This window comes from Arthrobacter sp. Soil_N43 (genome assembly GCF_057655195.1).
Genome location: NZ_JBDGML010000126.1, coordinates 1 through 20,678 on the forward strand (window position 1 = coordinate 1; position 20,678 = coordinate 20,678).

General features: G+C 63.1%; 23 protein-coding genes and 1 pseudogene. 8 read left to right on the plus strand and 16 right to left on the minus strand.

Features of this window, described 5'->3' with window-relative positions:
* Together AC3A3W_RS20750 and AC3A3W_RS20755 are read left to right on the plus strand one after the other, a co-directional pair.
* The coding region (locus tag AC3A3W_RS20750; RefSeq protein WP_487445015.1) for a cytosine permease at nt 1-705 on the plus strand (705 nt) is incomplete at its 5' end.
* A 9-nt stretch (nt 706-714) separates the two neighbouring features.
* Complete coding sequence (locus AC3A3W_RS20755; protein WP_487445016.1) at nt 715-1,803, plus strand: zinc-binding dehydrogenase; 1,089 nt, start codon at nt 715-717, stop codon at nt 1,801-1,803.
* Nucleotides 1,804-1,894: 91 nt separating this feature from the next.
* Here the strand turns inward: AC3A3W_RS20755 and AC3A3W_RS20760 are convergent.
* A pseudogene (locus AC3A3W_RS20760) lies at nt 1,895-2,320 on the minus strand (NAD(P)H-binding protein); the annotation flags it as partial.
* A 94-nt stretch (nt 2,321-2,414) separates the two neighbouring features.
* On the opposite strand from AC3A3W_RS20760, the gene AC3A3W_RS20765 reads away from it, so the two are divergent.
* The gene (locus tag AC3A3W_RS20765; protein ID WP_487445017.1) at nt 2,415-2,552 is read left to right on the plus strand and encodes a hypothetical protein; all 138 of its coding nucleotides are present in this window, start codon (nt 2,415-2,417) and stop codon (nt 2,550-2,552) included.
* Between the two features lie 49 nt (nt 2,553-2,601).
* Here the strand turns inward: AC3A3W_RS20765 and AC3A3W_RS20770 are convergent, their stop codons facing one another.
* From AC3A3W_RS20770 to AC3A3W_RS20800, 7 genes are all read right to left on the minus strand, one after another.
* Complete coding sequence (locus AC3A3W_RS20770) at nt 2,602-3,042, minus strand: CBS domain-containing protein (protein WP_487445018.1); 441 nt, start codon at nt 3,040-3,042, stop codon at nt 2,602-2,604.
* A 237-nt stretch (nt 3,043-3,279) separates the two neighbouring features.
* Nucleotides 3,280-4,968 carry an APC family permease gene (locus AC3A3W_RS20775; protein ID WP_487445019.1) on the minus strand — a complete coding sequence of 563 codons (1,689 nt, stop codon included), beginning with the start codon at nt 4,966-4,968 and terminating at the stop codon, nt 3,280-3,282.
* Nucleotides 4,969-5,125: 157 nt separating this feature from the next.
* On the minus strand, nt 5,126-6,766 hold the full coding sequence (locus AC3A3W_RS20780; protein ID WP_487445020.1) for a GMC family oxidoreductase: 1,641 nt from the start codon (nt 6,764-6,766) through the stop codon (nt 5,126-5,128).
* Entirely contained in the window at nt 6,767-8,260 is a 1,494-nt protein-coding gene (locus AC3A3W_RS20785; protein ID WP_487445021.1) for an aldehyde dehydrogenase family protein, read from the minus strand.
* Between the two features lie 514 nt (nt 8,261-8,774).
* Nucleotides 8,775-9,350, minus strand: coding sequence for a TetR/AcrR family transcriptional regulator (locus AC3A3W_RS20790; RefSeq protein ID WP_487445022.1), 576 nt, complete (start codon nt 9,348-9,350; stop codon nt 8,775-8,777).
* Nucleotides 9,351-9,506: 156 nt separating this feature from the next.
* Nucleotides 9,507-9,956, minus strand: a complete 450-nt coding sequence (locus tag AC3A3W_RS20795) for a peroxidase-related enzyme (protein WP_487445023.1) — start codon at nt 9,954-9,956, stop codon at nt 9,507-9,509.
* 96 nt (nt 9,957-10,052) lie between these two features.
* A complete protein-coding gene (locus AC3A3W_RS20800; protein WP_487445024.1) occupies nt 10,053-10,667 on the minus strand; it encodes a dihydrofolate reductase family protein in 615 nt (204 codons plus the stop codon).
* 382 nt (nt 10,668-11,049) lie between these two features.
* On the opposite strand from AC3A3W_RS20800, the gene cuyB reads away from it, so the two are divergent.
* Nucleotides 11,050-11,892 carry a cysteate racemase gene (gene cuyB / locus AC3A3W_RS20805; RefSeq protein WP_487445025.1) on the plus strand — a complete coding sequence of 281 codons (843 nt, stop codon included), beginning with the start codon at nt 11,050-11,052 and terminating at the stop codon, nt 11,890-11,892.
* A gap of 10 nt (nt 11,893-11,902) precedes the next feature.
* Nucleotides 11,903-12,544 carry a GntR family transcriptional regulator gene (locus tag AC3A3W_RS20810; protein WP_487445026.1) on the plus strand — a complete coding sequence of 214 codons (642 nt, stop codon included), beginning with the start codon at nt 11,903-11,905 and terminating at the stop codon, nt 12,542-12,544.
* A 25-nt stretch (nt 12,545-12,569) separates the two neighbouring features.
* Here AC3A3W_RS20810 and AC3A3W_RS20815 read toward each other — a convergent pair whose 3' ends face one another.
* Nucleotides 12,570-13,385, minus strand: a complete 816-nt coding sequence (locus tag AC3A3W_RS20815) for an NAD(P)H-binding protein (RefSeq protein WP_487445027.1) — start codon at nt 13,383-13,385, stop codon at nt 12,570-12,572.
* Between the two features lie 84 nt (nt 13,386-13,469).
* On the opposite strand from AC3A3W_RS20815, the gene AC3A3W_RS20820 reads away from it, so the two are divergent.
* The gene (locus tag AC3A3W_RS20820; protein WP_487445028.1) at nt 13,470-13,868 is read left to right on the plus strand and encodes a winged helix-turn-helix transcriptional regulator; all 399 of its coding nucleotides are present in this window, start codon (nt 13,470-13,472) and stop codon (nt 13,866-13,868) included.
* Between the two features lie 13 nt (nt 13,869-13,881).
* Here AC3A3W_RS20820 and AC3A3W_RS20825 read toward each other — a convergent pair whose 3' ends face one another.
* Nucleotides 13,882-14,268 carry a carboxypeptidase-like regulatory domain-containing protein gene (locus AC3A3W_RS20825; RefSeq protein WP_487445029.1) on the minus strand — a complete coding sequence of 129 codons (387 nt, stop codon included), beginning with the start codon at nt 14,266-14,268 and terminating at the stop codon, nt 13,882-13,884.
* Here AC3A3W_RS20825 and AC3A3W_RS20830 point away from each other — a divergent pair.
* Both AC3A3W_RS20830 and AC3A3W_RS20835 read left to right on the plus strand, forming a co-directional pair.
* A complete protein-coding gene (locus AC3A3W_RS20830; protein ID WP_487445030.1) occupies nt 14,268-14,636 on the plus strand; it encodes an aldehyde dehydrogenase family protein in 369 nt (122 codons plus the stop codon). The two genes, AC3A3W_RS20825 and AC3A3W_RS20830, sit on opposite strands and share 1 nt — an antisense overlap.
* Nucleotides 14,633-14,848, plus strand: a complete 216-nt coding sequence (locus tag AC3A3W_RS20835) for an aldehyde dehydrogenase family protein (protein WP_487445031.1) — start codon at nt 14,633-14,635, stop codon at nt 14,846-14,848. The genes AC3A3W_RS20830 and AC3A3W_RS20835 overlap by 4 nt, the downstream gene beginning before the upstream one ends.
* 73 nt (nt 14,849-14,921) lie before the next feature.
* Here the strand turns inward: AC3A3W_RS20835 and AC3A3W_RS20840 are convergent, their stop codons facing one another.
* The 6 genes from AC3A3W_RS20840 to AC3A3W_RS20865 form a co-directional block, all read right to left on the minus strand.
* A complete protein-coding gene (locus AC3A3W_RS20840) occupies nt 14,922-16,337 on the minus strand; it encodes a DUF6297 family protein (RefSeq protein ID WP_487445044.1) in 1,416 nt (471 codons plus the stop codon).
* Between the two features lie 179 nt (nt 16,338-16,516).
* Entirely contained in the window at nt 16,517-17,206 is a 690-nt protein-coding gene (locus AC3A3W_RS20845; protein WP_487445032.1) for an ABC transporter ATP-binding protein, read from the minus strand.
* Nucleotides 17,207-17,222: 16 nt separating this feature from the next.
* Nucleotides 17,223-17,765: a T3SS effector HopA1 family protein gene (locus AC3A3W_RS20850; protein WP_487445033.1), complete on the minus strand. Its 543-nt coding sequence runs from the start codon at nt 17,763-17,765 to the stop codon at nt 17,223-17,225.
* A 358-nt stretch (nt 17,766-18,123) separates the two neighbouring features.
* Entirely contained in the window at nt 18,124-19,209 is a 1,086-nt protein-coding gene (locus AC3A3W_RS20855) for a phosphotransferase (protein ID WP_487445034.1), read from the minus strand.
* A complete protein-coding gene (locus AC3A3W_RS20860) occupies nt 19,199-19,918 on the minus strand; it encodes a hypothetical protein (protein WP_487445035.1) in 720 nt (239 codons plus the stop codon). The genes AC3A3W_RS20855 and AC3A3W_RS20860 overlap by 11 nt, the downstream gene beginning before the upstream one ends.
* 229 nt (nt 19,919-20,147) lie before the next feature.
* Nucleotides 20,148-20,678: a flavoprotein gene (locus AC3A3W_RS20865; protein ID WP_487445036.1), complete on the minus strand. Its 531-nt coding sequence runs from the start codon at nt 20,676-20,678 to the stop codon at nt 20,148-20,150.

Consider the following 20,678-nt stretch of genomic DNA (forward strand, 5'->3'; position numbering starts at 1 on the left):
TCCGCGATCTGGCTGATTGCCCTGGGCGCATGGCTGTCCATCGCCTTGGGAGCGACCGATGGTCTCGCTGGCCTGCAGACGGCGGGAAATACCATTTTCGCCCCGCTGGGTGACATCGCGGCCCTGCTCTCCGCACTCGCGCTGATCGCAACGATGGGAATGAACGCCTACGGCGGAATGCTCACCGTGTTGACCACAATCGACTCCGTCCGCCCGATCAAGCCGAAAACCACCGCCCGTGTGGTGACGATCCTTGTGCTGGCCTTGCTTTGGTACCTGATCGCGTCATCTATCAGCGCCGGGTCCGTGGCCACGGTTTTCTCGGCGCTGACCCTGATGCTCTACATCCTGGTGCCGTGGACAGCCACCAACTTGGTGGACTTCTTCGTCGTCCGCAAGGGCCACTACGCGATTGCCGATCTCTTCACACCCCACGGAATCTACGGCTCCTGGGGGTGGCGGGGACTGACTGCCTTCGGCATCGGGCTACTCACCGAGATCCCATTCATGGTTCTGCCCACCATCGGCGATTGGAGCTACATCGGCCCGGCCGCGACTGCGCTTGGGGACGTCGACATCGCGTGGCTTGTGGGGCTGGCCACGGCGTCGGTCGCCTACCTGATCATGGGCCGTTCCATCGACCTCAACGCAGAAGTAACCGAACGGCACCGCAGCGATGAACAGCTTTCTTCGAATCCGGGATAGGAGAACACTGTGATTGACGCAACCACCTACCGCCCGGGGCGCGGCGCAGCACAAGAACCTGTAGTTGTTGCCGCTCCCGGTCCGGGCCAGATCCGCGTGAGCATCCGCGCCACGGGTGTCTGCCACTCAGACCTGCATATCGTCAATGGGGACTGGCCCTCCGAGCAGCCTCTCGTTCTCGGCCATGAAGCTGCCGGTGTGGTTGACGAGACCGGCCCCGGCGTCACGACCATACGGTCCGGCGATCACGTTGTCCTGTCCTGGTTCGCCCCCTGCATGCGCTGCAGCAACTGCGCCGCCGGCCGCGGCTGGCTGTGCACCGGCACCACCGCACTGGCAAACACGCTGCCGGACGGAAGTACGCCCTTCAAAGACAGCGAGGGGCAGGAATTGTGGCCCTACCTCGGATTGGGCACATTCGCGCCCCACGTCGTTGTCCCGGAGGCAGCTGCAGTCAAGGTGGACGATGACCTGCCATTCACGGTCGGTGCCCTGCTGGGCTGCTCGGTGACCACCGGCGTCGGCGCCGTGCTCAACACGGCACGGGTGCCTACGGGCGCATCCGCCGTGGTTATCGGCTGCGGAGGCGTCGGCCTCTCAGCGGTGATGGGGCTCAAGCTGGCTGGTGCCCACCCGATCATCGCAGCGGATCTCTCGCCTGAGAAACGCGCAAAAGCCCAGGAGCTGGGAGCAACCATTACCGTGGATCCCCGCGAAACGGACCTCACCGAATACGTCCACGACCTTCTTGGCGGCGTGGACTTTGCCTTTGAAGCCATAGGAAACGAAAAAGTCATTGAAACCCTGCCAGGACTGTTGGCCCCAGGCGGCGCCGCTGTCCTGGTGGGGATGACCCGCTTCGGTGCCCGGTCCAGCATCGACCCCTATGATCTGGCGGACCAGGGCAAGAGCATACTGGGCTGTAACTACGGATCAAGTGTGGCCAGAGTCGACATACCTCGCTTGGCAAAGCTCCATTTGGCCGGTCACCTTCCTCTTGAACAGCTGATCGACAACGTCCGCCCATTGTCGGAGGCGTGCTTGGCCTTGGAGGAACTTGCGGCTGGAACCGGACTGCGCTCAGTCCTGACACCCTGATTTGGTAGCGGGCAATGACGCCGTCTGTTGGGCTTCCTGCGTGGCGGGTGTCGCCCTGGAGCAGTGTGATTTCCAGTTGGTCGTCGTTGTTGTAGTCGAACCAGCCGGGTCGGACGATGGTGTAGGCGTTGCCGCTGGCGCGGACGAGTCGTTCGCTGCGCCGTTTCCAGTCGTGGGTGCTGCCGCGGCGGGTGACCCCGATGGCTGTCATGAGTGCGATGCGCACACGTTGGCCAGCCAGTGCTCGGAGCACGTTTTTCGCGGCTCCGTAGTCCACGGCCTCGGCCGCGGAGGCGTCGCCGTACGAGGAACCTTGAGTGAAGACGACGGCGTCAATGTTGGCGACGGCGTCTGTGAGCCAGGACTTCCAGGCATCCTCGGAGGGCGTTTCGGGATCCGCTGTGCAGATGTTGATGCGCAGTCCCGGATCTGCTGGGAGTTCGAGCGCTTCGAAACTCAGGTCAAGGTGTCCAACGAGATCGCGTGGTGTAGCCGCTTTCGGCCGACGCGGCGGCACTTCACGTCATGCCGGGCCAACCTATTGACCGCCTAGACGGCATCGAAGCTGCTGATCCTTACCCGGCAGCTACGACGCCACCTGGGACCGCAACGTGTCGGAGCAGCGCGCAAACGCCCGCCCGGCCATTGCCAAGCCGCTGCCGTCTATCGGGCAGTACGACACCGTGCTGCTGGCCGGCGGTGCCGACGGCGAAGCCTGGCTCCGCCGCGCCGGACCGCTCACAAAATAGCGCCACGGAGAGTACTCCGTGGCGCGTGTTGCGGATGAGTTGCTTGGCTTTATGAACTGCTCGACTGCATTCGTTTGCGTTCCGAAATGTGCTCCACCAGTTCGCCCACACGCTCCTCTGTGTAGTTGCGCGCGATGTCACCCTGGCTGATGATGCCTACCAACTTGTGGTCAGCAATGACCGGGAGCCGCCGGACCTGGTACTTCTCCATCATTTCGATGGCGGCGTCAACATTTGCATCGGCGTCAACCCAGTGGGGCGCACCGGTGGCGAGGTCGCGGGCCATCATCTCGCGTGGATCACGCCCTACGGCAACGCACTTGAGCACGATGTCCCGGTCGGTGATCATGCCCTTCAACTTGCCGTCGTCACCACAGATCGGCAACGATCCGCAGTCCAGGTCCTGCATCATGCGTGCGGCATCTACGAGGGACTGGTTCTCCTTAATACACTGTGCATCCGTCGTCATGAATTCACGTACGGCACTCATTGGTCCTCCTTCATCGATTGGGGTATCGACGCAGAGTCACCGGGGCACATGCGCCGATGCTGCCAGCCTACGCCGGGGCCGGCACCCATGTCGACGGCGGGTTTCTCCCTATTTGGGGGCTTCCGCCAACCACCAAGAAAGACGCCGGACGAGCATCCCTTCGCCGGTGGACACTGGCGAAGAGATGCTCGTCCGGGAGTTCCTGAACCTCGTATTCATTGTCCGCAGGGGCGCACCCTACGACCCGTTATTTGACGTGGCACCGTTGACTGTGAGCGCGTCAGGGACCTCATTGACACGGTCCGCAGAGGACAACGCGGCTTGGGCCTGGACAGGAACCGACACCAGTTGGGTGGCGGCCGGGGTTAATGATTGGGCCGAGCCAGACGACGGATGTGCTGCGACGGCGGCGGCGTGCTCGGCGAGGACGCCCGTCTGATGCCTGATCTTCAGCCGGTACAGCATCGCCCCGCCTGCGGTGACGGCGGCGACGAAGAGCACACCGCCCCACTGCAGGTACCACTCGAACGGCGGCACCGAGTTGTAGATCTCCGGGCGCGGCCAGACCAGGTTCAGGGTCATGGCACCGCCCCACAGGACCGCGAGGATGTTCACCGGCAGTCCCCATTTGCCCATGCTGAATCCCGCTTCAGAACGGTCGCCGGGCGCCGGCCACTTCTTCACGAGCCGCTTGCGCAGCATGGGAAAAGTGACCAGCAGGTAGGACAGGTAGATCAGGACAATGCTGATGCTGGAGAGGATCGTGAAGATGGCCGGCTGGGAGATGTTGACGACCAGCGGGATCATGGCGATGATTCCGATGACGATGGCCGCGACGGTGGGGGTTTTGCGTACCGGGTCCACCTTGCTGAGGTGGCGGCTGAAGGGCAGGTTGTTGTCCCGGGCCATTGCGAACATCATGCGGATGGCAGCGGCGTGGACAGCCAGCGTGCAGACCACCACGGCCACCACGATGCACACGAGGAACGCCTTGCCGAAGGGGCCGCCGAGCACGGAGAGCACGATGTGCTGCAGGCCGCCGTCGGGCGAGCCCACCTTGGGGTCGGTGAGGTCCGGTGCGGCCAGGATGCCGAAGAGCAGGATCAGGCCGCCCAGCAGGAAGGAGGCCGTGACGGCGCGCAGGATGGCCTTGGGGGCGGTCCGTTTCGGGTCCTTCGTTTCCTCGCCGAGGGAGCTGGCGGTGTCGAAACCGTACATGACGTAGCCGGAGGCCATGGCACCGATGATGAACACTCCGAAGAAGCCGAGGTCGTGGCCCTCGCCGAACCCGGCGGTGTCGAAGAAGACCTCGGGACCGCGCACCACGTGCCAGCCCAGCGCGAGGATGAGCAGGACGGCCGCGATCAGCTCGACGAACACGCCGATGCTGTTGATCCTGGTCATCAGCTTCACGCCGAACGCGTTGATGAGGGTGGAAATCGTGATCATGATGCTGGCCAGCACAACACCGTTGACGGCGAAGTCATACGGGCCGGTGCCGTCGCCGATGAGCTGGAAACCGGACCAGAGCTGCGGCAGGGTGATCTGCAGGGCCAATGCCACGGAGCCCAGCGCCATGATGGAGGAGAGCAGCAGCAGCCAGCCGGCCAGCCAGGCCGAGGTTCCGGAGGCCAGACGCTTGGCCCAGTTGTAAACCGAGCCCGCCACGGGGTAGCGCCCTGCCAGTTCGGCAAAACACAGCGCCACCATCAGCTGGCCCACGAAGACGATGGGCCAGGACCACGCGTAAGCCGGGCCGGCCATGGAGAAACCAAAGTAGAACAGTTGAAAAACTCCGGTGAGGATGGAGATGTAACTGACGCCTGCGGCGAAGCTGGCGAACTTGCCGATGCTCCGGTCCAGGGTCTGGGCATAGCCGAATTCGTCCATGCCGCTTGAATCAGTACTCTTGCTGGGTTCCAACATCTGAACTCCTTAAGTCAGAAAAGCACGATGGTGATGACCTGCGGACGCCTTTGGACGCAGGTGAATCAGTGGCCGGGCACCGCGCTGTGGGCGCCCGGCCGTTTCCCCCAATGCTGTTGCCGAGCCGGCTGCGCCCGTTCCGCGGGCGCGCTGCCGGTCAGGCGAGGGACGCGCTGAGCTCCGCCTCCGCCGTCGTCGTTTCGCCGGCTCGGCTGGCGCGGATGAGGTCGGCGCAGCGTTCGCCGATCATCATGACGGTGATGTTCGGGTTGACCGTGACGTGTTCAGGCATGACAGAGGCATCGGCGACGCGCAGGCCGGTGACGCCCTTCACCCGCAGCTCGGGGTCGAGCGGCGACATGTCGTCGTCGGCTGGCCCCATGCGGACGGTGCCGACGGGGTGGTAAACGGTGTTGTGCGTCTTGCGGATGTAATCCTGCAGTTCCTCGTCGGTCTGCGCCTCGATGCCGGGCGAGAGCTCGCGGCCGGTCCATTCGGCCATGGCAGGCTGGGCGGCGATTTCACGGGCCTTGCGAATGCCGGCCACCATGACGCGCATGTCGTGGCCCTCCGGATCGGTGAAGTACCGCGGGTCGACTGCGGGCTTGTCGCGGAAGTCGCGGCTGCGCAGCCGGACGGTGCCGCGGGAGCGGGCGTGCGTGACGTTCGGGGTGAGGCTGAAGCCGTTCTCCGTGGTGGGGTAGCCGTACCGCAGGGTGTTCATGTCGAACGGCACGGAACCATAGTGCATCATCAAGTCAGGGCGGTCCAGGCCGTTCTCGGTGGGGGTGAAGATGCCGATCTCCCACCATTGCGTCGAAGTCTGCACCATCTGCTGCTTGGCCTCGAACTGCACCACGCCTTCAGGGTGGTCCTGCAGGTGTTCGCCGACGCCGGGGGAGTCGACAAGGACCTTGATGCCGTGTCCGGCGAGGTGCGCGGCGGGGCCGATGCCGGAGAGCATGAGCAGCTTGGGCGAGTCGATGGCGCCGGTGGACAGGATGACCTCGCAACGCGCGGAGAGCCGGTGGGTCCGGCCGAACGCCGAGTCCACGACGTCGACGCCGGTGCAGCGCTTGTCCGCGTCGAATACCAGTTGCCGGGCGCGCAACCCGGTCAGCAGGGTGAAGTTCTCGCGGTCGATGATCGGGTGGATGTAGGAGACCGAGCTGGAGGAACGGGTGCCGTCCGCGCGGCGGTTGATCTGGAAAAAGTTGGCACCGTTGATCACGGTGTTGCCGGTGTTGAACTTCGCGCGCGGAATGCCGGCCTGTTCGCAGGCGTCCAGGAGCGCGACGCCGGCGGGGTCCGCCGGGGGCACGTTCATCAGGTGCACGGGGCCTGAGTCGCCATGGTGCGGCGCGTCCGGGCCGGCGTCCTCGTTAGTCTCCAGCCGCTGGTACAGCGGCCAGGCGGATTCAGCGTTCCAGCCGGTGGCGCCGTACTTGGACTCCCATTCGTCCAGGTCTTCGCGCGGGGCCCAAAAGGCGATGCAGGAGTTGTGGCTGGAGCAGCCGCCCATGACCTTGGCGCGGGCGTGGCGCATGAAGGAATTGCCGTTCTCCTGCGGTTCCACCGGGTAGTCCCAGTCGTAGCCGGATTCCAGCAGTTCCATCCAGCGGTCCAGCTGGAGGATTTCGGGCAGGCCGCGGTCGTCCGGACCGGCCTCCACCAGGGCCACGGACACGGCGGGGTCCTCGCTCAACCTGGCGGCGACGGCGGCGCCCGCGGATCCGCCGCCGATGACGATGTAGTCGAACTCGCGGTTGTTGAGGTTTTCGACGTTGTCGGTATGCATCTAGTTCTCCTTGCGGTCAGCGAACCAGCCGGTTACCTGTGGGCTGGTGTTCTGGTAGATGTGCTTGGCTTCCTGGTATTCGGCCAGGCCGCTCGGGCCGAGCTCGCGGCCCACGCCGGACTGGCCGAAGCCGCCCCACTCGGCCTGGGGGAGGTAGGGGTGATAGTCGTTGATCCAGACCGTGCCGTGCCGCAGCCGGGATGCCACGCGCTGCGCCTTGCCGGCATCCTGGGTCCACACCGCGCCTGCCAGCCCGTAGATAGTGTCGTTGGCGGTGGCCACCGCTTCGTCCTCGGTGCGGAACGTTTCCACGGTCACCACCGGGCCGAATGCTTCGTCCACGACCACGGACATGCCCCTGGTGACGCGGTCCAGGACCGTCGGCTGGTAGTAGAAGCCGCCGTCGTACTTCTCCCCAGCAGGTGCCGCGCCGCCGCAGCGCAGCCGCGCACCTTCCTCCACTCCGCGCTGGACGTAGGCGTGGACCTTCTCGCGGTGGGCGGCGGAAATCAGCGGGCCGGTTTCAGCCGCCTCTTCGAACGGGCCGCCGAGGCTGATGCCCTGCGCGCGCCGGACCAGCTCGTCGACGAAGCGCTCGGCGATCGATTCCTCGACCACCAGCCGGGCCCCGGCGGAGCAGACCTGTCCGGAGTGCACAAACGCCCCGTTCAGCGCGTTGTCGACGGCGGCATCGAAGTCCGCGTCGGCGAACACCACGTTGGGGTTCTTGCCGCCGAGCTCCAGTGCCACCTTCTTCACGGTGCCGGCGGCGGCCGCGGCAATGCGCTTGCCGGTCTCCAACCCGCCGGTGAAGGAGACCAGGTCGACGCCGGGGTGTTCCGAGAGCGGTGCGCCCGCCTCGGCGCCGGGGCCGGTCACGAGGTTGGCGACACCGTCCGGCAGGCCCAGGTCCTTCAGCAGCTGCATGGCCAGGATGGCGGTGGACGGGGTCAGCTCGGAGGGCTTGAGCACGAAAGTGCAGCCGGCTGCCAGCGCGGGAGCGATCTTCCACGCGGCCTGGAGCAGGGGGTAGTTCCACGGCGTGATCAAGCCGCAGACACCCACCGGCTCGTAGACGATCCTGCTTACGACGGCGGGGTCCCCGGCGTCGACCACGCGGCCCGCCTGCTGCCCGGCGAGCCTTCCGAAATATTCGAAGCAGGCGGCGATGTCGTCCACGTCGATCCGGCTTTCGATGATCCGTTTCCCGGTATCCAGTGATTCGGCGCGGGCGAATTTCTCACGGCGTTCACGCAGTTCCGCGGCGACCCTGAGCAGGAAGGCGCCGCGTTCGGGTGCCGGGACCGAGGCCCAGACGCCGGAGTCAAAGGCCGCACGGGCCGCAGCGATGGCGCGCTCAGCATCCTCCCGGCCGGCCTCGGATACCGTGGCGACCGGTTCGCCGTCGGCCGGGTTGCGGATTTTGCGCACCGCGCCAGACGCGGCAGGCTCCCACGAGCCATTGATGAACAGGGTGGATGCGGTGTCGGTCATGGTGTCTCCTGTAGTAGTCCGTCGATTAGTAGTACGTCGACGATTAGTGGTCGGCCTCCGCGTCCGCCGTGGGCGGGACGTCTTCGGTGACCGTGCTCTAGGGCGGGGTGCCACGGTGCAAGTGCAGCGCTTCCTGCCGCCGGCGTCGGTCCGTGAGGTCCCCTCTGAACCGGGTAACTCTGATACTTGAGAGTGCGTTGAGCAGCGGGCTCCAGGTGTAGAGCCCAGTGTCGAGCCCGGAGGCCTCGACCGTGCTGGTCTCCAGCGCGGCTTTCAGCCCTCGGGCGCGGTCATCCGGACCGGAAGTCGTGCAGTCATTTGGGAGAGTCCGAGCCGGCGTCCCCGAGGTGGGAGCTGGGCTGGTGTGGCGTGGGTCATACGAAGGAGATTAGTAGATATTGAACAGGTGTTCAAGACTTGTATATGAACAAATGTTCAAGAATAATGCTGAATCGTTGGAGCCCGGACGAAATGGGCGTCAGCAATCCCGGGATTGGACCTGGGCGTGGTCGTCTCATCGCGATGCGGCGAAGGCGATCTGCTCGGTGCGGGCGATGCTTCTTTCGATGGATGCGTTGTCTACGCCGAGGAGCGCTGTCAGCCACATGCCGTTTTGTACTACGACAATGTCGGCCGCCCGCTCCCTGCATTCATCGGGGGAAAGCTCTGGCTTGGCATTTCCTATCAGCGTCGCGAGCCCGTCGAGATACCGCTCGAACGCCGCCGCGTTGATCAGTGCAAAGTCTTCATGGGCTTGCGCGAGGGCCCAAAGGTGGAGGCGCAGTGACAGATATCGTGTGGTCAGGAGTTCGGCGGCAGCAACACGCCGGAGAGCCTTGCGGAGCTGTTCGTCCGGGGGTGAGGCCGGATCGGGCGCGACCAACATAAGGTCGTGCTCGTCCATTCGGTGCAAGGCCGCACGGATCAAGCTCGATTTGTCTTCATAGTAGTAATTCACGAGCCCCAGAGCGACGCCGGCTTCACGCGCCACGGCCCGCATATTGACGCCTGAGATGCCGTGGCGTGACAGCAGGTCCAGCACCGCTTCGAGAATGCGCGTCTGCCTGCCGACCTGTTCGCTGGGGTTCATGGTGTTTGTGTCCACCCGGTCAGACTATTGCGAAACCTGAACGAGTGCATCTCGCCACCACGCAGTGGAAGGTCGCGGGCCCTGCCGCCCTACAGAGGTCGTTGAGAAAGAAAAGTGGGCGCCCCCGGGCGCCCACCCTTCTTGTTGCTGCTATACCTACTGCTCGGGTTCGCCGAGCGAGAGCATCAGCCGGTTGGCCCAGTTGAAGAACGCGGCTCCGTGGATCACGTCGGCGAGTTCCAAGGCGTCCAGTCCTTCATTCTGCAGGGCCTGGATATGGGCGGAGTTCAGCCGCGGGGGAGTCTGGGCCAGTGCGGTGGCGGCTGCCACCACAGCGTTCCAGCGCGGGCCGAGATCCGCAGCGGACCCGTCGTCGAGAAGGCGCTGGACGTCGTCGTGCCGGCCCGAATGGTGGGAGGCGAAGCGGGCGTGGACGGACGCGCAGAAAACACAGCCGTTTTCCCTGGAGGTCGCCGCCGCAGCGAGTTCGCGGTCAGCGCGGGGGAGGCCTTCCTTGGTGTTGTAGAAGATATCCTTGTTGGTGCGGGTCCGCGCTCCCAGAACCTGCGGGTGAAGCTGGAATGCCAAACGCTTCCTTGGCTCCATATATGAACTGAACCCAGCAACGCCGGTCACCGGGGTAGTCCCGCCCGACAGCAGGAGGAGAGCTGTCCAGTTAGGGGAATGCTGAACGATGGTTCGCTACCCCTGGCTGATGTCGACGCCGGTGACCGGCTCTCCCGCGCGCTCGTACATGAGCGAGACCGCACCTTTCGGGAACGCCTGCGGCGTCTGCGCGAGCCGGAACGCCGCAGGCACGCCGGTGCCGTCGGCAAACAGCCGCTTGCCCGATCCGAAGGTGAGCGGGTAGAGGAAGAGGCTCAGCCGGTCGACGAGGTCGGCCTCGAGCAGCGACCGTGCGAGGTCGCCGCTGCCGATGACGTGGATGTCATTGAACCGGTCCTTCAGCGCCGCCACTTCAGCGACATCCGATAGCGCCGTAGTGCCCTCCCACGTGGGGTCGGTCAGCGAGCGCGACACGACGAACTTCGGCAGGGCATTGAACGTCACCGCGATCGGGTCGTCGTCGCCCCGGGTGGGCCAGAACCCCGCGAAGATGTCGTAGGTCTTGCGTCCCAGCAGGAGGGCGTCCATGCGGTTGATACCGGCGCCGATCGCCTCGCCAGTCTCGTCGTCGAAATACGCGCCCTGCCAGCCGCCGAACTCGAAGCCGCCCTCGCGGTCCTCGTCGGGGCCGCCCGGCGCCTGGTACACGCCGTCCAGGGTGATGAACAGGTCGACGGAGAGGATTCCCATGGCGTGCTCCTTCGCGTGAACGGCGACCGGATGCCGCCTGAAGCTGGGGCGTCGACCGGGATACACCGGAATCGACATCACTGCGTGCCACACTAGCGACGAACGCACGGCAGGTCGAGAGATGGACGCCGGAAGGAATCAAATAGCGGGGGGAGGGAACGCCCGGCTGGGACTCCCAGCCGGGCGTTTTGCCTGCTGTACGACGCAGCATGAGGCAGCCCTTTGCTCCGCTATCAGACGGTTGTCAGTAAGGGACATCGGGGCGCCCGCTTGGGGGTGTCCCTGCTTACCTTCGTGCAATCCGAGCCCCGGCAGGCTTTACCTGATACGCAGTATGCAATATATTGGAGCCATCGATGCATCCCCGACAGGAACGATTCCCATGACGACTCTCATCACCGCGGCAAAACACGACCCTTCGCCCGTAGGGCCCCTACCCGCCGTCGGCGGCGTTGGGATAAACGGAGCCCCGGCTGTGCGCGGTGTCGTAGGGATTCTTGGGGGCATGGGGCCCGAGGCAACAGCCGATTTCTACCTCAAGCTGGTGCACGCGACGCCTGCTAGGTGCGATCAGGAGCACTTGAGGGTGCTGATCTGGTCGGACCCCACCATTCCCGACAGGACAGAGGCACTTCTAACGCACGGCGCCGATCCAACACCAGCCCTTATTGCCGGAGCCAAGCTGCTCAAAAGTTCGGGGGCTGAAATGCTAGCCGTGCCTTGCAACACTGCCCACGCTTTCCTTCAGGCCGTACAGGCCCAGGTTGACGTTCCGATCATCCACATGATTGAGGAGACGGCCAAGTATGTCCGGCAGCTTGTGCCACCTGTGCAAAAGGTGGGGCTGCTGTCGACGACGGGTACCCAGAAGGCCGGCCTGTACCAATCCTGGCTCGAAACGTGTGGCGTTGCTGTTATTACGCCCGCAGATGACAGCCAGGAGGATCTTGTCATGGGCTCCATTCGGGCCATTAAAGCGGGCAAGCCCGGGTCAGCGGTCCGGCCGCAGCTCACCCGCGCTGCACTGGGGCTTATCGAGGCGGGTGCCCAGGCCATCATCGGGGGCTGCACCGAAGTTCCGGTTGGACTTTCCGGCAGTGACATCCCGGTGCCGTTCATCGACCCGGCTGAGATCTTGGCGGCCGCGGTGGTTCGGCGCGTTCTGCTGGGCACTGTCGCAGAGTACAGTATCCAATATGCCACTAGTCCGCGCCAGCACTGTTGAACGACCCAAGATGAGCGACGCAGCTTACGAACGCCTTCGGGATGCCATCGTCCGTGGCGAGCTTGCGCCGGGTGAAAAGATCAAGGACGCGGAGCTCGCTGAAATGCTCGGACTAAGCAGAACCCCGGTGCGCGAAGCCATCACTCGGCTGGTTGACAGCGGACTCATAGAATCCAAGGCCGGCGTATACACACGGGTTTCGACACTCAATCAACACGACGTAGCAGCGAATCTGGCCGTCCTGAAGGCGCTCGATGCCGTGGCGATGGCCGCCGCCGTCCCGCAGCTTACCGAACGCGACTTCCATACAATGCGGCAGGCAAACCGCAACTTCGCTGCGGCAGTGAAAAAACAGGACGTCTCCAAAGCGTTGGCGGCCGACGACGCCTTCCATGGTGTGGTCATCGACGCCGCGGGAAATCCTGTCATCAAGCGCATCATCGAGCAGCTCCACCCGCAACTCCATAGAATCCTTTTCCGAAAGTTCTCAGGGCTCCTGGGCGGCGAGGAAACCATCACGCACCACGACGAACTCATCAGAGTCTGCGAGCAACGCAACGCCGAAGCAGCCGCCGCGATGTCAGGTGAACACTGGTCGCGCCTCGGCGATCTCATCAGCGGCCTCTTCGCCTCCAACGAGCTCGACGCGTAGGGCAAGTTCGACGCCCTTCCGCTGGTCAGGCGGTCGCGGCGGCTGCGGCAATGTGGAGTGGGTTGAGGGGTTCCCGTCCAAGGATGTCGGTGATGTCGGTGCCTGTTTCCTCGAGGAATCCGTGGCGTGCGGCGGAATGGATGGAGAGCAGCATAGGGGACTGGAAGGGCAACAGCGCTGCAGAGTCCAGGGCCTGCCGCAGTGTGCTGAGCTTGCCCGGCCGGTATTCCGCCCCCACCGTGTCAGCCAGGTCCTGCGCCGTGATGACGGTGTTCCCGACGAGGTTGTAGGTCTTGCCTTGGTGCTTTTCGGGGTTCCGGGCGATGATGGCCGCTGCTTCTGCCAGATCATCCCGGGCGACCGCGGCGACGCCGCCCTGCCCGAATGGTGCCGAGACGACACCTTCGCGGGGGGCCAGGAGCTGGCCGATCAGTTCCGCGTAGAGACCGTTCCGCAGAATCGTCCACTGCGCCGTTCCGCTGCGGAGGCGGCGTTCTGTCCAGCGGTGGGCCAGCGCGAATCCTAGGTGGTCGCCGGCATCGGTGAGGCTTGTGTACACGATGTGCCGGACCCCATCGCGTTCGGCCGCCGTGATGGCGTTCTCATGGCGGGTGACAACCACATCGTCTTCTTCAGTTCCGGCGGACACCAAGACCAGTGTTTCCACCCCCTCGAAGGAGATTGTTTGGGGGACATCGAAGTCCAGAGCCTGGAGTCGACTGTTGCTTGTGGGATTACGGGTTGCTCCGGTTGCCGACGCGCCCGCCTCCGTGAGGTATTCAAGGATCGCTGTGGCAAGGCAGCCGGAGGCTCCGGTAACGAGAATCATGGGCATGCTCATTTCACTGGTACTTTCGGGAACTAGACTCATCTTCGGTAACCGATTGAGGGTCCACAAGGAGGCACTTTGGTGTTAGGCAGTCACATGGAAGTAACCCCTGTCCTGGAACCTTGCGGCGAAGCCGGCCATCCGGACTGCGGAATTCGTGACGTATTGGATCGGATTGGGGATAAATGGTCCGTGCTGGTCATCGTGGAACTGGCATCTGGCGTCAGACGCTTTCGGGAGCTTCAGCGGGCCATCGATGGGATTTCGCAGCGCATGTTGACCTTGACGGTCAGGCGGCTGGAACGCGACGGCCTCGTAAACCGCACGGTATACCCGACCGTCCCGGCCCAGGTCACCTACGAACTCACCGACCGCGGAAGCAGCCTTACGCTGCTGGTCAAACAACTCGCAGACTGGTCTCGGGAGCATAAAGACGCTATCGGCGCATCACGGGCGCTGTACGATCTGCAGAACCCTGACCAGCAGATCCGCTGAAACAAAGCGCGGCTCAGCGAATTCCGCTATCAACTATCAGCGTGATGTGGACGGGATTGCCGGAGACGACCACGGCCTCGGAGGCCGTGGATGCGTAGCCGCCGACATTGGTAGCCCTAATGACGTAGGGGCCGTCGGGCAGCGTCAGGCTGAAAGCCCCTGCCGTGTCCGTGAGCGTTGAAGTGCGGACACTGTCTCCCTGCAGGGCAACGACCGCCGCCCCTGATACGGGGCGCGGCGGACAGTCGTGGCCTGTACGTTCCACCGGACACACCGGTGCCGTCAGGACGTAACCCGCGACCAGCCCTGAATGGCCCGTCACCGGGCCGGATTCGTTCGTGCACCCGCCCAGCAAGGCGACAGCAGCGGACAGCCATACCAGTCCGAACCGCGTCAGCATTGCTCATCACCCGCGCTTCAAAGCTTGTGTACTACAACGAGTATCCGCGCTTCACGAGCCGGAATACAGGCGAGGAACGTCCGTCCTCGCACGCTATCGTCACGGGCTCCGGGCGCGTCGTGGGAAACAGGATATCTGAACACCCCGACGTCGACCTCGTCGCCATCACCGGAAGCGTGGGCAGCGGCCAGAAGGTTGCCGCCAGCGCAGCTCCACCGTCCAGCGTGTGCACCTGGAACTGGGCGGAAAAGCGCCCGTCGTCGTCTTCGACGACGCCACTGGACGACTTCCGCAAGGACGGCCTGACGATTGCCTCGGCGGCAGTGCCATGGAGGGACCGGGCTACTTCATCGAACCCACTGTCGTGACCGACGTGCCCGCTGGTGCCGCGATCACCAGTACGGAGATCTTCGGCCCGGTCGTGTCGGTGGAGACCTTCAGCACCGAGGAAGAGGCCGTCACGCGGGCCAACGAAATGCCCTGGGGCGGCTTCAAAGGCTCCGGCTACGGCCGGGACCTCTCCAGCTACGCCCTGGAGGACTTCTCCCGCACCAAGCACGTCATGTACAACCACGGCTAAGCTTCATAATTCTTCTGGCCGCTGCCGATCATGCACCCCGGAATTCCGGGGTGCATGATTTTTTTGGAATGCCTCATCCGAGGTCTTCGAACCTCACCCGGCGCCCCGGCAGGCTCGTAGCCCACAGAACCGCGGCAACCCCTGCGGCGAGTTGAACAGCGACGAGAACGGCCGACGCCTGACCTGCGTACAGCGCGCCAGCGAGAGGTGCGGCGCCGAGGATGAAGGCGTCGGGGCCGCGGATCAGACCGGCGAGGGCGGTTGCCTGAACCGATCGGGGCGAGGACAGGTCTTGCACGGGGCGGAATGCCCATCTCACGCTTGCCCCGGCCATCCCCGCGACGGCGACTCCGATCTGCAGGGCGAGCAGCGGTCCGAGAGGAACGAAAAAGGCAAGGGCAACGAAAGTGCCCGCCCCCCAAACAGCCAAGTAACCCGCCGGGATGAGGAGATGGAGCCTCCGGGCTTTCTGTGCACTCAGCGCAAAATACGATTCCAGGGCAGGCTGGTCAGCAAAGGGCATGGCGGCTGTGGCCGCGAGCCGGCACGCGATGCCAGCGCAGACCACGACGGAAAGGGACAATGCTGCGTTGCGGGAGATTCCCTCAACGCTTAGCGCCGCCGCCGGGATCAGACAGAGGGCTATTGTCTTGCCGGTAAGGCCCGGCGTCCGGAGAAACGCTGTTCCAATTGCCGACAGGAAGGCTCCAGTGATCCCCGGGAGCCTTAGCAAAGGCTTACGGGAAGATCCACTGCCACCAGAACGCAGGGCCAGCCCAGCCGACCTGAAATCCATGAAATATAGCGATGCCGCGAAGTATCCAGAGGCGTTTCCTGCCTCTTTGAGCTCCTCAGCACGGAAGAGGTGAAGCCGTCGACCTATCCACGACAACCACAGTGCCACGGCCACAAACGCCGGCGCTGCGATCTGCCAGGGTGCATCTCCGGTTAGCGCCAGCACCGGCCAGAAAGTTGGCAGGAACTGAAGCGTCTTGGTAAACGGATCAATGTTCCCTCCCGACGCATAAACCAGCGCGGCAACCAGAATTGCGAGTGGTGCGGCCACAATAAGCGCGAGGCAGACCTTGAGGCTCCGCGCCCGGAGTCGCTGAAGCTGCACAGTTGCCGCGAGGCAAAAGGCTACTGCACCGAGCAGGCCCGACATCACCAAGGCCGTCAGCAATGACATCCAGTCATCGGATTCAGCGACGGCAAGGGGCATAAAGCCGACTATGGCAACAACCACCGCCACCGCAAACAGCCTGAAATACCGGCTGCGCAACATGCTGCGCTGGTCCAACGGCAACCCCAGCCACCAGAAGCCCTGGGGCCCGGTGACCGACATGGGTCCCATACGGACGAGCAGAGTCACACCCAATGCAGCCACAGCAACCATCGAAACCGACAATGCGTCGTTAAGGGGGACCAGGCCTGCAGCTTCATCCAGGCTGCTGCCGGGCTCTCGCTGGGTCAGAGCTTCACGCACCACACCCAAGAGGGCCACTCCGTACATGCCAAGGACGAACACCCAGAGAGAGGCAATGTAGATATCGCCCATTACCTCCCGCATCCGCCCCCCGCGGTCGGGATGGGAACGAAGCCGCGTAAACCGCGACGGGCTGAAGGGCTTTTCTACCCGGGCAGCAGCCCGCGCCGATGTTGTCACAGTCACGCGATCTGCCCAGCCTGGAAAACTTTGGCGGGCACCATGCTCGCGCGAGCACCAGCAACGAGGTAGTAGTCCGCAGCACCCTTGACCAGTTCGAGATCGTGGGTCACCACCAATGCACTCGCCGCACCGCCTGCTACCGTCCGTCGCAGGCGGTGCGCGAGTTTGCTCCGCATTTCGGCATCCAACCGCTGCTCCGGTTCATCCAGGACGAGGAGTTCGAATGGCCTGATGAACGCCGCAGCAAGCAGGACGCGGCGCCGCTGCCCGGACGAAAGTTCGTGCGGCTGCGACCGGGCATGCTTCTCGAGCCCAAAGAACGACAGCTCATATTCCACGCTTGCGGCCACGTCCGGCATGCCGTGACCCCTCGCGATCAGCTCCAGATGCTCGGCGACTGTCAGCGCAGGAAAGAACGCGTCCTCATCGAATACGGCGGAAACAGCAGAACGGTACGCTGCCGTCCTGTCGTCCACTGCCGCCCCCCTCAGCCTCACGGTCCCGGCGAGGGGAGCCTGACGGCAAAGTATCGTCCTGGCGATAGTTGATTTCCCGGAACCGTTCGGACCGACTATCGCAATCGTCTGCCCCAACTCGAGCTGAAACGTGATGTCGTCACAGATGCTTGCCCTGCCGTAGCCGGCGGACATGCTGTTGCAGCTCAGCAGCACTTGACTTGTCTCTGACACGATGTTCTCCACTCCTTCAGAGCACCAGTCCGGCATTCCGATAAATAGTCAAGGGGTCGATCCCCGACACAGTTAGCATTTCAGCAATGACGGTTTTCGCTGCACTTGACGGCATATCCTTCGTATCGACGAGTGCGTTGGCCAGAACATGGCTTCGATGTTGACCAAAACTCATCCCGCGGTAAATTCCGGCGGATCGAGGCTCTTGCCCGACCGACACACCCGCGGCAATTCGGCATGTGATTGCGGATGTCTCGGGATTCACGGCTGCGGACTCGACTACTGATTCAAACATTGAGCGAAGTTCGTCGTTCCATGATTCCAGATAAACAACCAAAGCATCTCGTCGGGAGAACATCGCCTCGGTTGCAGCAACTTTCGCGTGGAAGTTCTCAATCCCCGCACGAGGAAGGGAGCCAACGAGATTCTTCCAAATAGCCAGCGCTGAATCCATGTCTTTCGCATTGACGTACACCCTCCATGCAACCGACGGATCATCGAAGGGCAAGTGGCTGTAGTAGATGTAGCCGGGAGAAATATAGGGCCTGAGCTTAGGCACGTGAATCCAGTGCCTTCCGCCAGGCTGACAATGCTCCCGGAGGCGGAACCGCACCCGTATTCCCTGGAGAGAAGTTAAACCGCAGTCTGCATTACCAAGGCACGGAACCGCTCGGGCAGCCAGAGAGTCCTCCGTAACAGCATGAAGTCTTGCGTAGAAGCCGTCATCGTGAAGATCTTCCTTGGACAAGCTCGATGCAAGCGGCTGCCCGTCACCGTGCCATGCCCGATAGATATAACTGCGTAAGTTATGTCGCAATTCGCGGGCTGACGCATTGGTGTGGGACTCGCCTCGGGCTGTAAAAATTCTGCAGTCGTCACTAATCTGTATCTCGCGTCGGATCTGGAGAACTACAGGATCAAGCATTTTGTATCCTTGCCTGGAAATCAAACCCGAACGCGTTGGCGGCAGCAGGCAGCCGTTGGGCAATCTCCAACGCGATGGCTACAATTCCGCGGTCGATTCCTGTCAGTTGCGTGCTTATCGCACTCCGGGAGCCAACCCGCTCCAGGAGGTGCCGAAACATATAGTGCGCGACGCGACGTCCGAGCAGATTCAGATGCCCTAGCTCGGACACCCGACACGAACTCGTAAACTCAGACATGTATCCATCGACGACGAGGCCGATGGCCCGTCTCGCGCGCCGCCCGGCCGAAATCATCAGAGCACCCACCGCTTCGTCCGGTGCGTGGTCAGACTCGTCCAAGTTGTCCAGAACGCCGTAAACCGTCTCAGACAAAATGTCTCCGAAGAGCATCCCCAAGTCGCGGGCACGGTCTCCCGAGCGCATCTCCTCCCAATCGAGCAACATCACGTGGTCGTCCACGCACAAGGTCTGGTCCAGGCGCAGGTCGAAGTGAACAAGAACCGGTTCGGCCGGGAACTCGTGGGGATCGAGATCTACCTTTCCGTCGGCTGCAGCCTTCTGCAGGATCCGCCACAATTCAACTTCAGCTGCACTCAGCGACCAGAATGCCTCGAAGCTGAATTCCTTCAACACGTCCGTTCCCGTTCGCGGTGCATCCGAAGGCATGGCAGGCAGACCTTCCGTGCCGCCCGAATGAAGCTTGCCGAGCGCGCTACCGAAATCTGCCCACAGTAGATCCGAGTCCCGACCCGACTTGAGAACGAGGGGGAATGGTTCTCCGACGGAATACTCATAAACCGCCAGCCTTTGCGCTGGGTCGATGCCGATCAAGCCCGGGGTCGGGAGCGGTATGCGGCTGAGCCTTTCTTGGGCATCCTCTAGGGTGGACACGCGTCGCGCCGAGCCTTCCCCGTCCCTCAACCGCTTAATAAAGTAGCGTTGGCAGCTCGAATCCTGGACAAGAAGGTTTAGATTCCTGCCCTTCAGCGGGGTAGGTGTCGTCACCAGCGTGAGTGGCCTACCAAGTATTCGTTCGGCGGCCCTCATGGATGCTTGAGTTCCACCGCTATCCAGCATGGGACTGCCCTCCAACGTTGCTCGACTCGCACAGGACGAAGCTCAGGACTGACCCGCCTTCACCCACGACCTCCGGGCAGATGAGATCCAATGCATTGGTGGCGTGGACCTGATCAAGTTCTGGGTGCAGGCGATACTCGACGTAGTGGTACATGATTCGCAATTGGGCAGCGATCTTCAAAGACTTTTCCGTCGCCTGGTCGTCGGACGACACGGTTTGGGACGCAGCACGCTCGTACCCCTGGCGCACCAGCCTCGCCGCCGCCGCAGCGTCGCGAGCGGAAAATGGCGTCAGCGGCGACATGGCAAACTCGATGAAGTCGCCTATGAGCCAACCCACGTCAAAGCCCCGCGGTGCAGCAACCGATACGGGGTCCCTCAAGACCACAGGTCCAGTAGGCGAAAGCGTAATGTTGGCGACAGAAAATTCGCCATGTCTGCAACCGGACACGGTCTCCTGCAGGTACCAGACCTCCAGATCCTTGAACCATTCGGCCCCCAGAGCCGCAACCAGCTCCGCGTGAATCTGTGCGCTCCCTTCAACATCGTCAAATGACGATTTCCAGCCCAAGAGAAATGCCACTACGGCCGGCACCGGGTTCTGGACAAGCGCCTGCTGGGTCTGTTCAAACCGAAACGCCCCCTCCCCAAGATCGCTGAGGAGTTGGGGGAGTGAGGGGTCTGCGCGGTCAAGGTCCGTCTGGAACAACGGGTGTATGGACGTTGAGGCCTCTACAGTATGAAACCACTTTCCCTCGTGGCACCGTCCTGCGCTGAAAACCAGTTTCCCTACACGTTCGAATTCCGGCGGCGCTTGCCAGGACTGGGGGCTGAGGTCCTTGTGCTCGCGGACCCAGACATGGCTGTCCCCGAGAGAATAGATTTCCGTTGAACGTCTGTGGTTGGCGTTCCTGTGGAGAAGGACGGGACGGATCGGCTCAGCCAATGAGCGCCTCCGCAAGATCGACAGCAGCCGAGAACGGCCCGCATGCACTGTTTTCGGTACCCCCGGTGCCGTTGCTAAATGCCGGCGCAAAGGGCAGGACATGCGTTCGTTCCATTTGCGCCAAACGGTCGAGCCAGACGTTGGGTTCGATGCCTGGGGGAAACGACGGGGCGAAGACAACCGGCGCTGAAGTGCAGTGAAGGGCCAGCAAAGAAGGAGATTCGGCGAAACCCGCGGCGAACTTGTTCACGTAACTGAAAGTCGCCGGATGAACCACAGCCGCGTCCGCCCACATTCCGAGGTCAACGTGCGGGGAACTGCCATCAGGGAAATCGGACCAAACGTCAACGTTGACCCGGGATCGGATCAGGGCCTTGATGGCAAGGGGCTGCACAAACCGGCAGGCAGTCTCCGTCAGCACAACGTGCGTCTCTATGTGAGGTTTAGCCACTCTGAGCCAATTGAGGTGAAATGGCGCAAACATGGCGCTGGCCGCGCCGGTGACAACGACTAGAAGTTTCAT

What these genes read in the sequence shown, in the direction of transcription:
- AC3A3W_RS20800 (WP_487445024.1), bottom strand. Translation starts at nt 10,667, where the DNA reads ATGGGAATCCTCTCCGTCGACCTGTTCATCACCCTGGACGGCGTGTAC.
- AC3A3W_RS20820 (WP_487445028.1), top strand. Translation starts at nt 13,470, where the DNA reads ATGGAAGTAACCCCTGTCCTGGAACCTTGCGGCGAAGCCGGCCATCCG.
- AC3A3W_RS20855 (WP_487445034.1), bottom strand. Translation starts at nt 19,209, where the DNA reads ATGCTGGATAGCGGTGGAACTCAAGCATCCATGAGGGCCGCCGAACGA.
- AC3A3W_RS20795 (WP_487445023.1), bottom strand. Translation starts at nt 9,956, where the DNA reads ATGGAGCCAAGGAAGCGTTTGGCATTCCAGCTTCACCCGCAGGTTCTG.
- AC3A3W_RS20770 (WP_487445018.1), bottom strand. Translation starts at nt 3,042, where the DNA reads ATGAGTGCCGTACGTGAATTCATGACGACGGATGCACAGTGTATTAAG.
- AC3A3W_RS20810 (WP_487445026.1), top strand. Translation starts at nt 11,903, where the DNA reads ATGAGCGACGCAGCTTACGAACGCCTTCGGGATGCCATCGTCCGTGGC.
- AC3A3W_RS20780 (WP_487445020.1), bottom strand. Translation starts at nt 6,766, where the DNA reads ATGCATACCGACAACGTCGAAAACCTCAACAACCGCGAGTTCGACTAC.
- AC3A3W_RS20865 (WP_487445036.1), bottom strand. Translation starts at nt 20,678, where the DNA reads ATGAAACTTCTAGTCGTTGTCACCGGCGCGGCCAGCGCCATGTTTGCG.
- cuyB (WP_487445025.1), top strand. Translation starts at nt 11,050, where the DNA reads ATGACGACTCTCATCACCGCGGCAAAACACGACCCTTCGCCCGTAGGG.
- AC3A3W_RS20815 (WP_487445027.1), bottom strand. Translation starts at nt 13,385, where the DNA reads ATGAGCATGCCCATGATTCTCGTTACCGGAGCCTCCGGCTGCCTTGCC.
- AC3A3W_RS20790 (WP_487445022.1), bottom strand. Translation starts at nt 9,350, where the DNA reads ATGAACCCCAGCGAACAGGTCGGCAGGCAGACGCGCATTCTCGAAGCG.
- AC3A3W_RS20785 (WP_487445021.1), bottom strand. Translation starts at nt 8,260, where the DNA reads ATGACCGACACCGCATCCACCCTGTTCATCAATGGCTCGTGGGAGCCT.
- AC3A3W_RS20825 (WP_487445029.1), bottom strand. Translation starts at nt 14,268, where the DNA reads ATGCTGACGCGGTTCGGACTGGTATGGCTGTCCGCTGCTGTCGCCTTG.
- AC3A3W_RS20775 (WP_487445019.1), bottom strand. Translation starts at nt 4,968, where the DNA reads ATGTTGGAACCCAGCAAGAGTACTGATTCAAGCGGCATGGACGAATTC.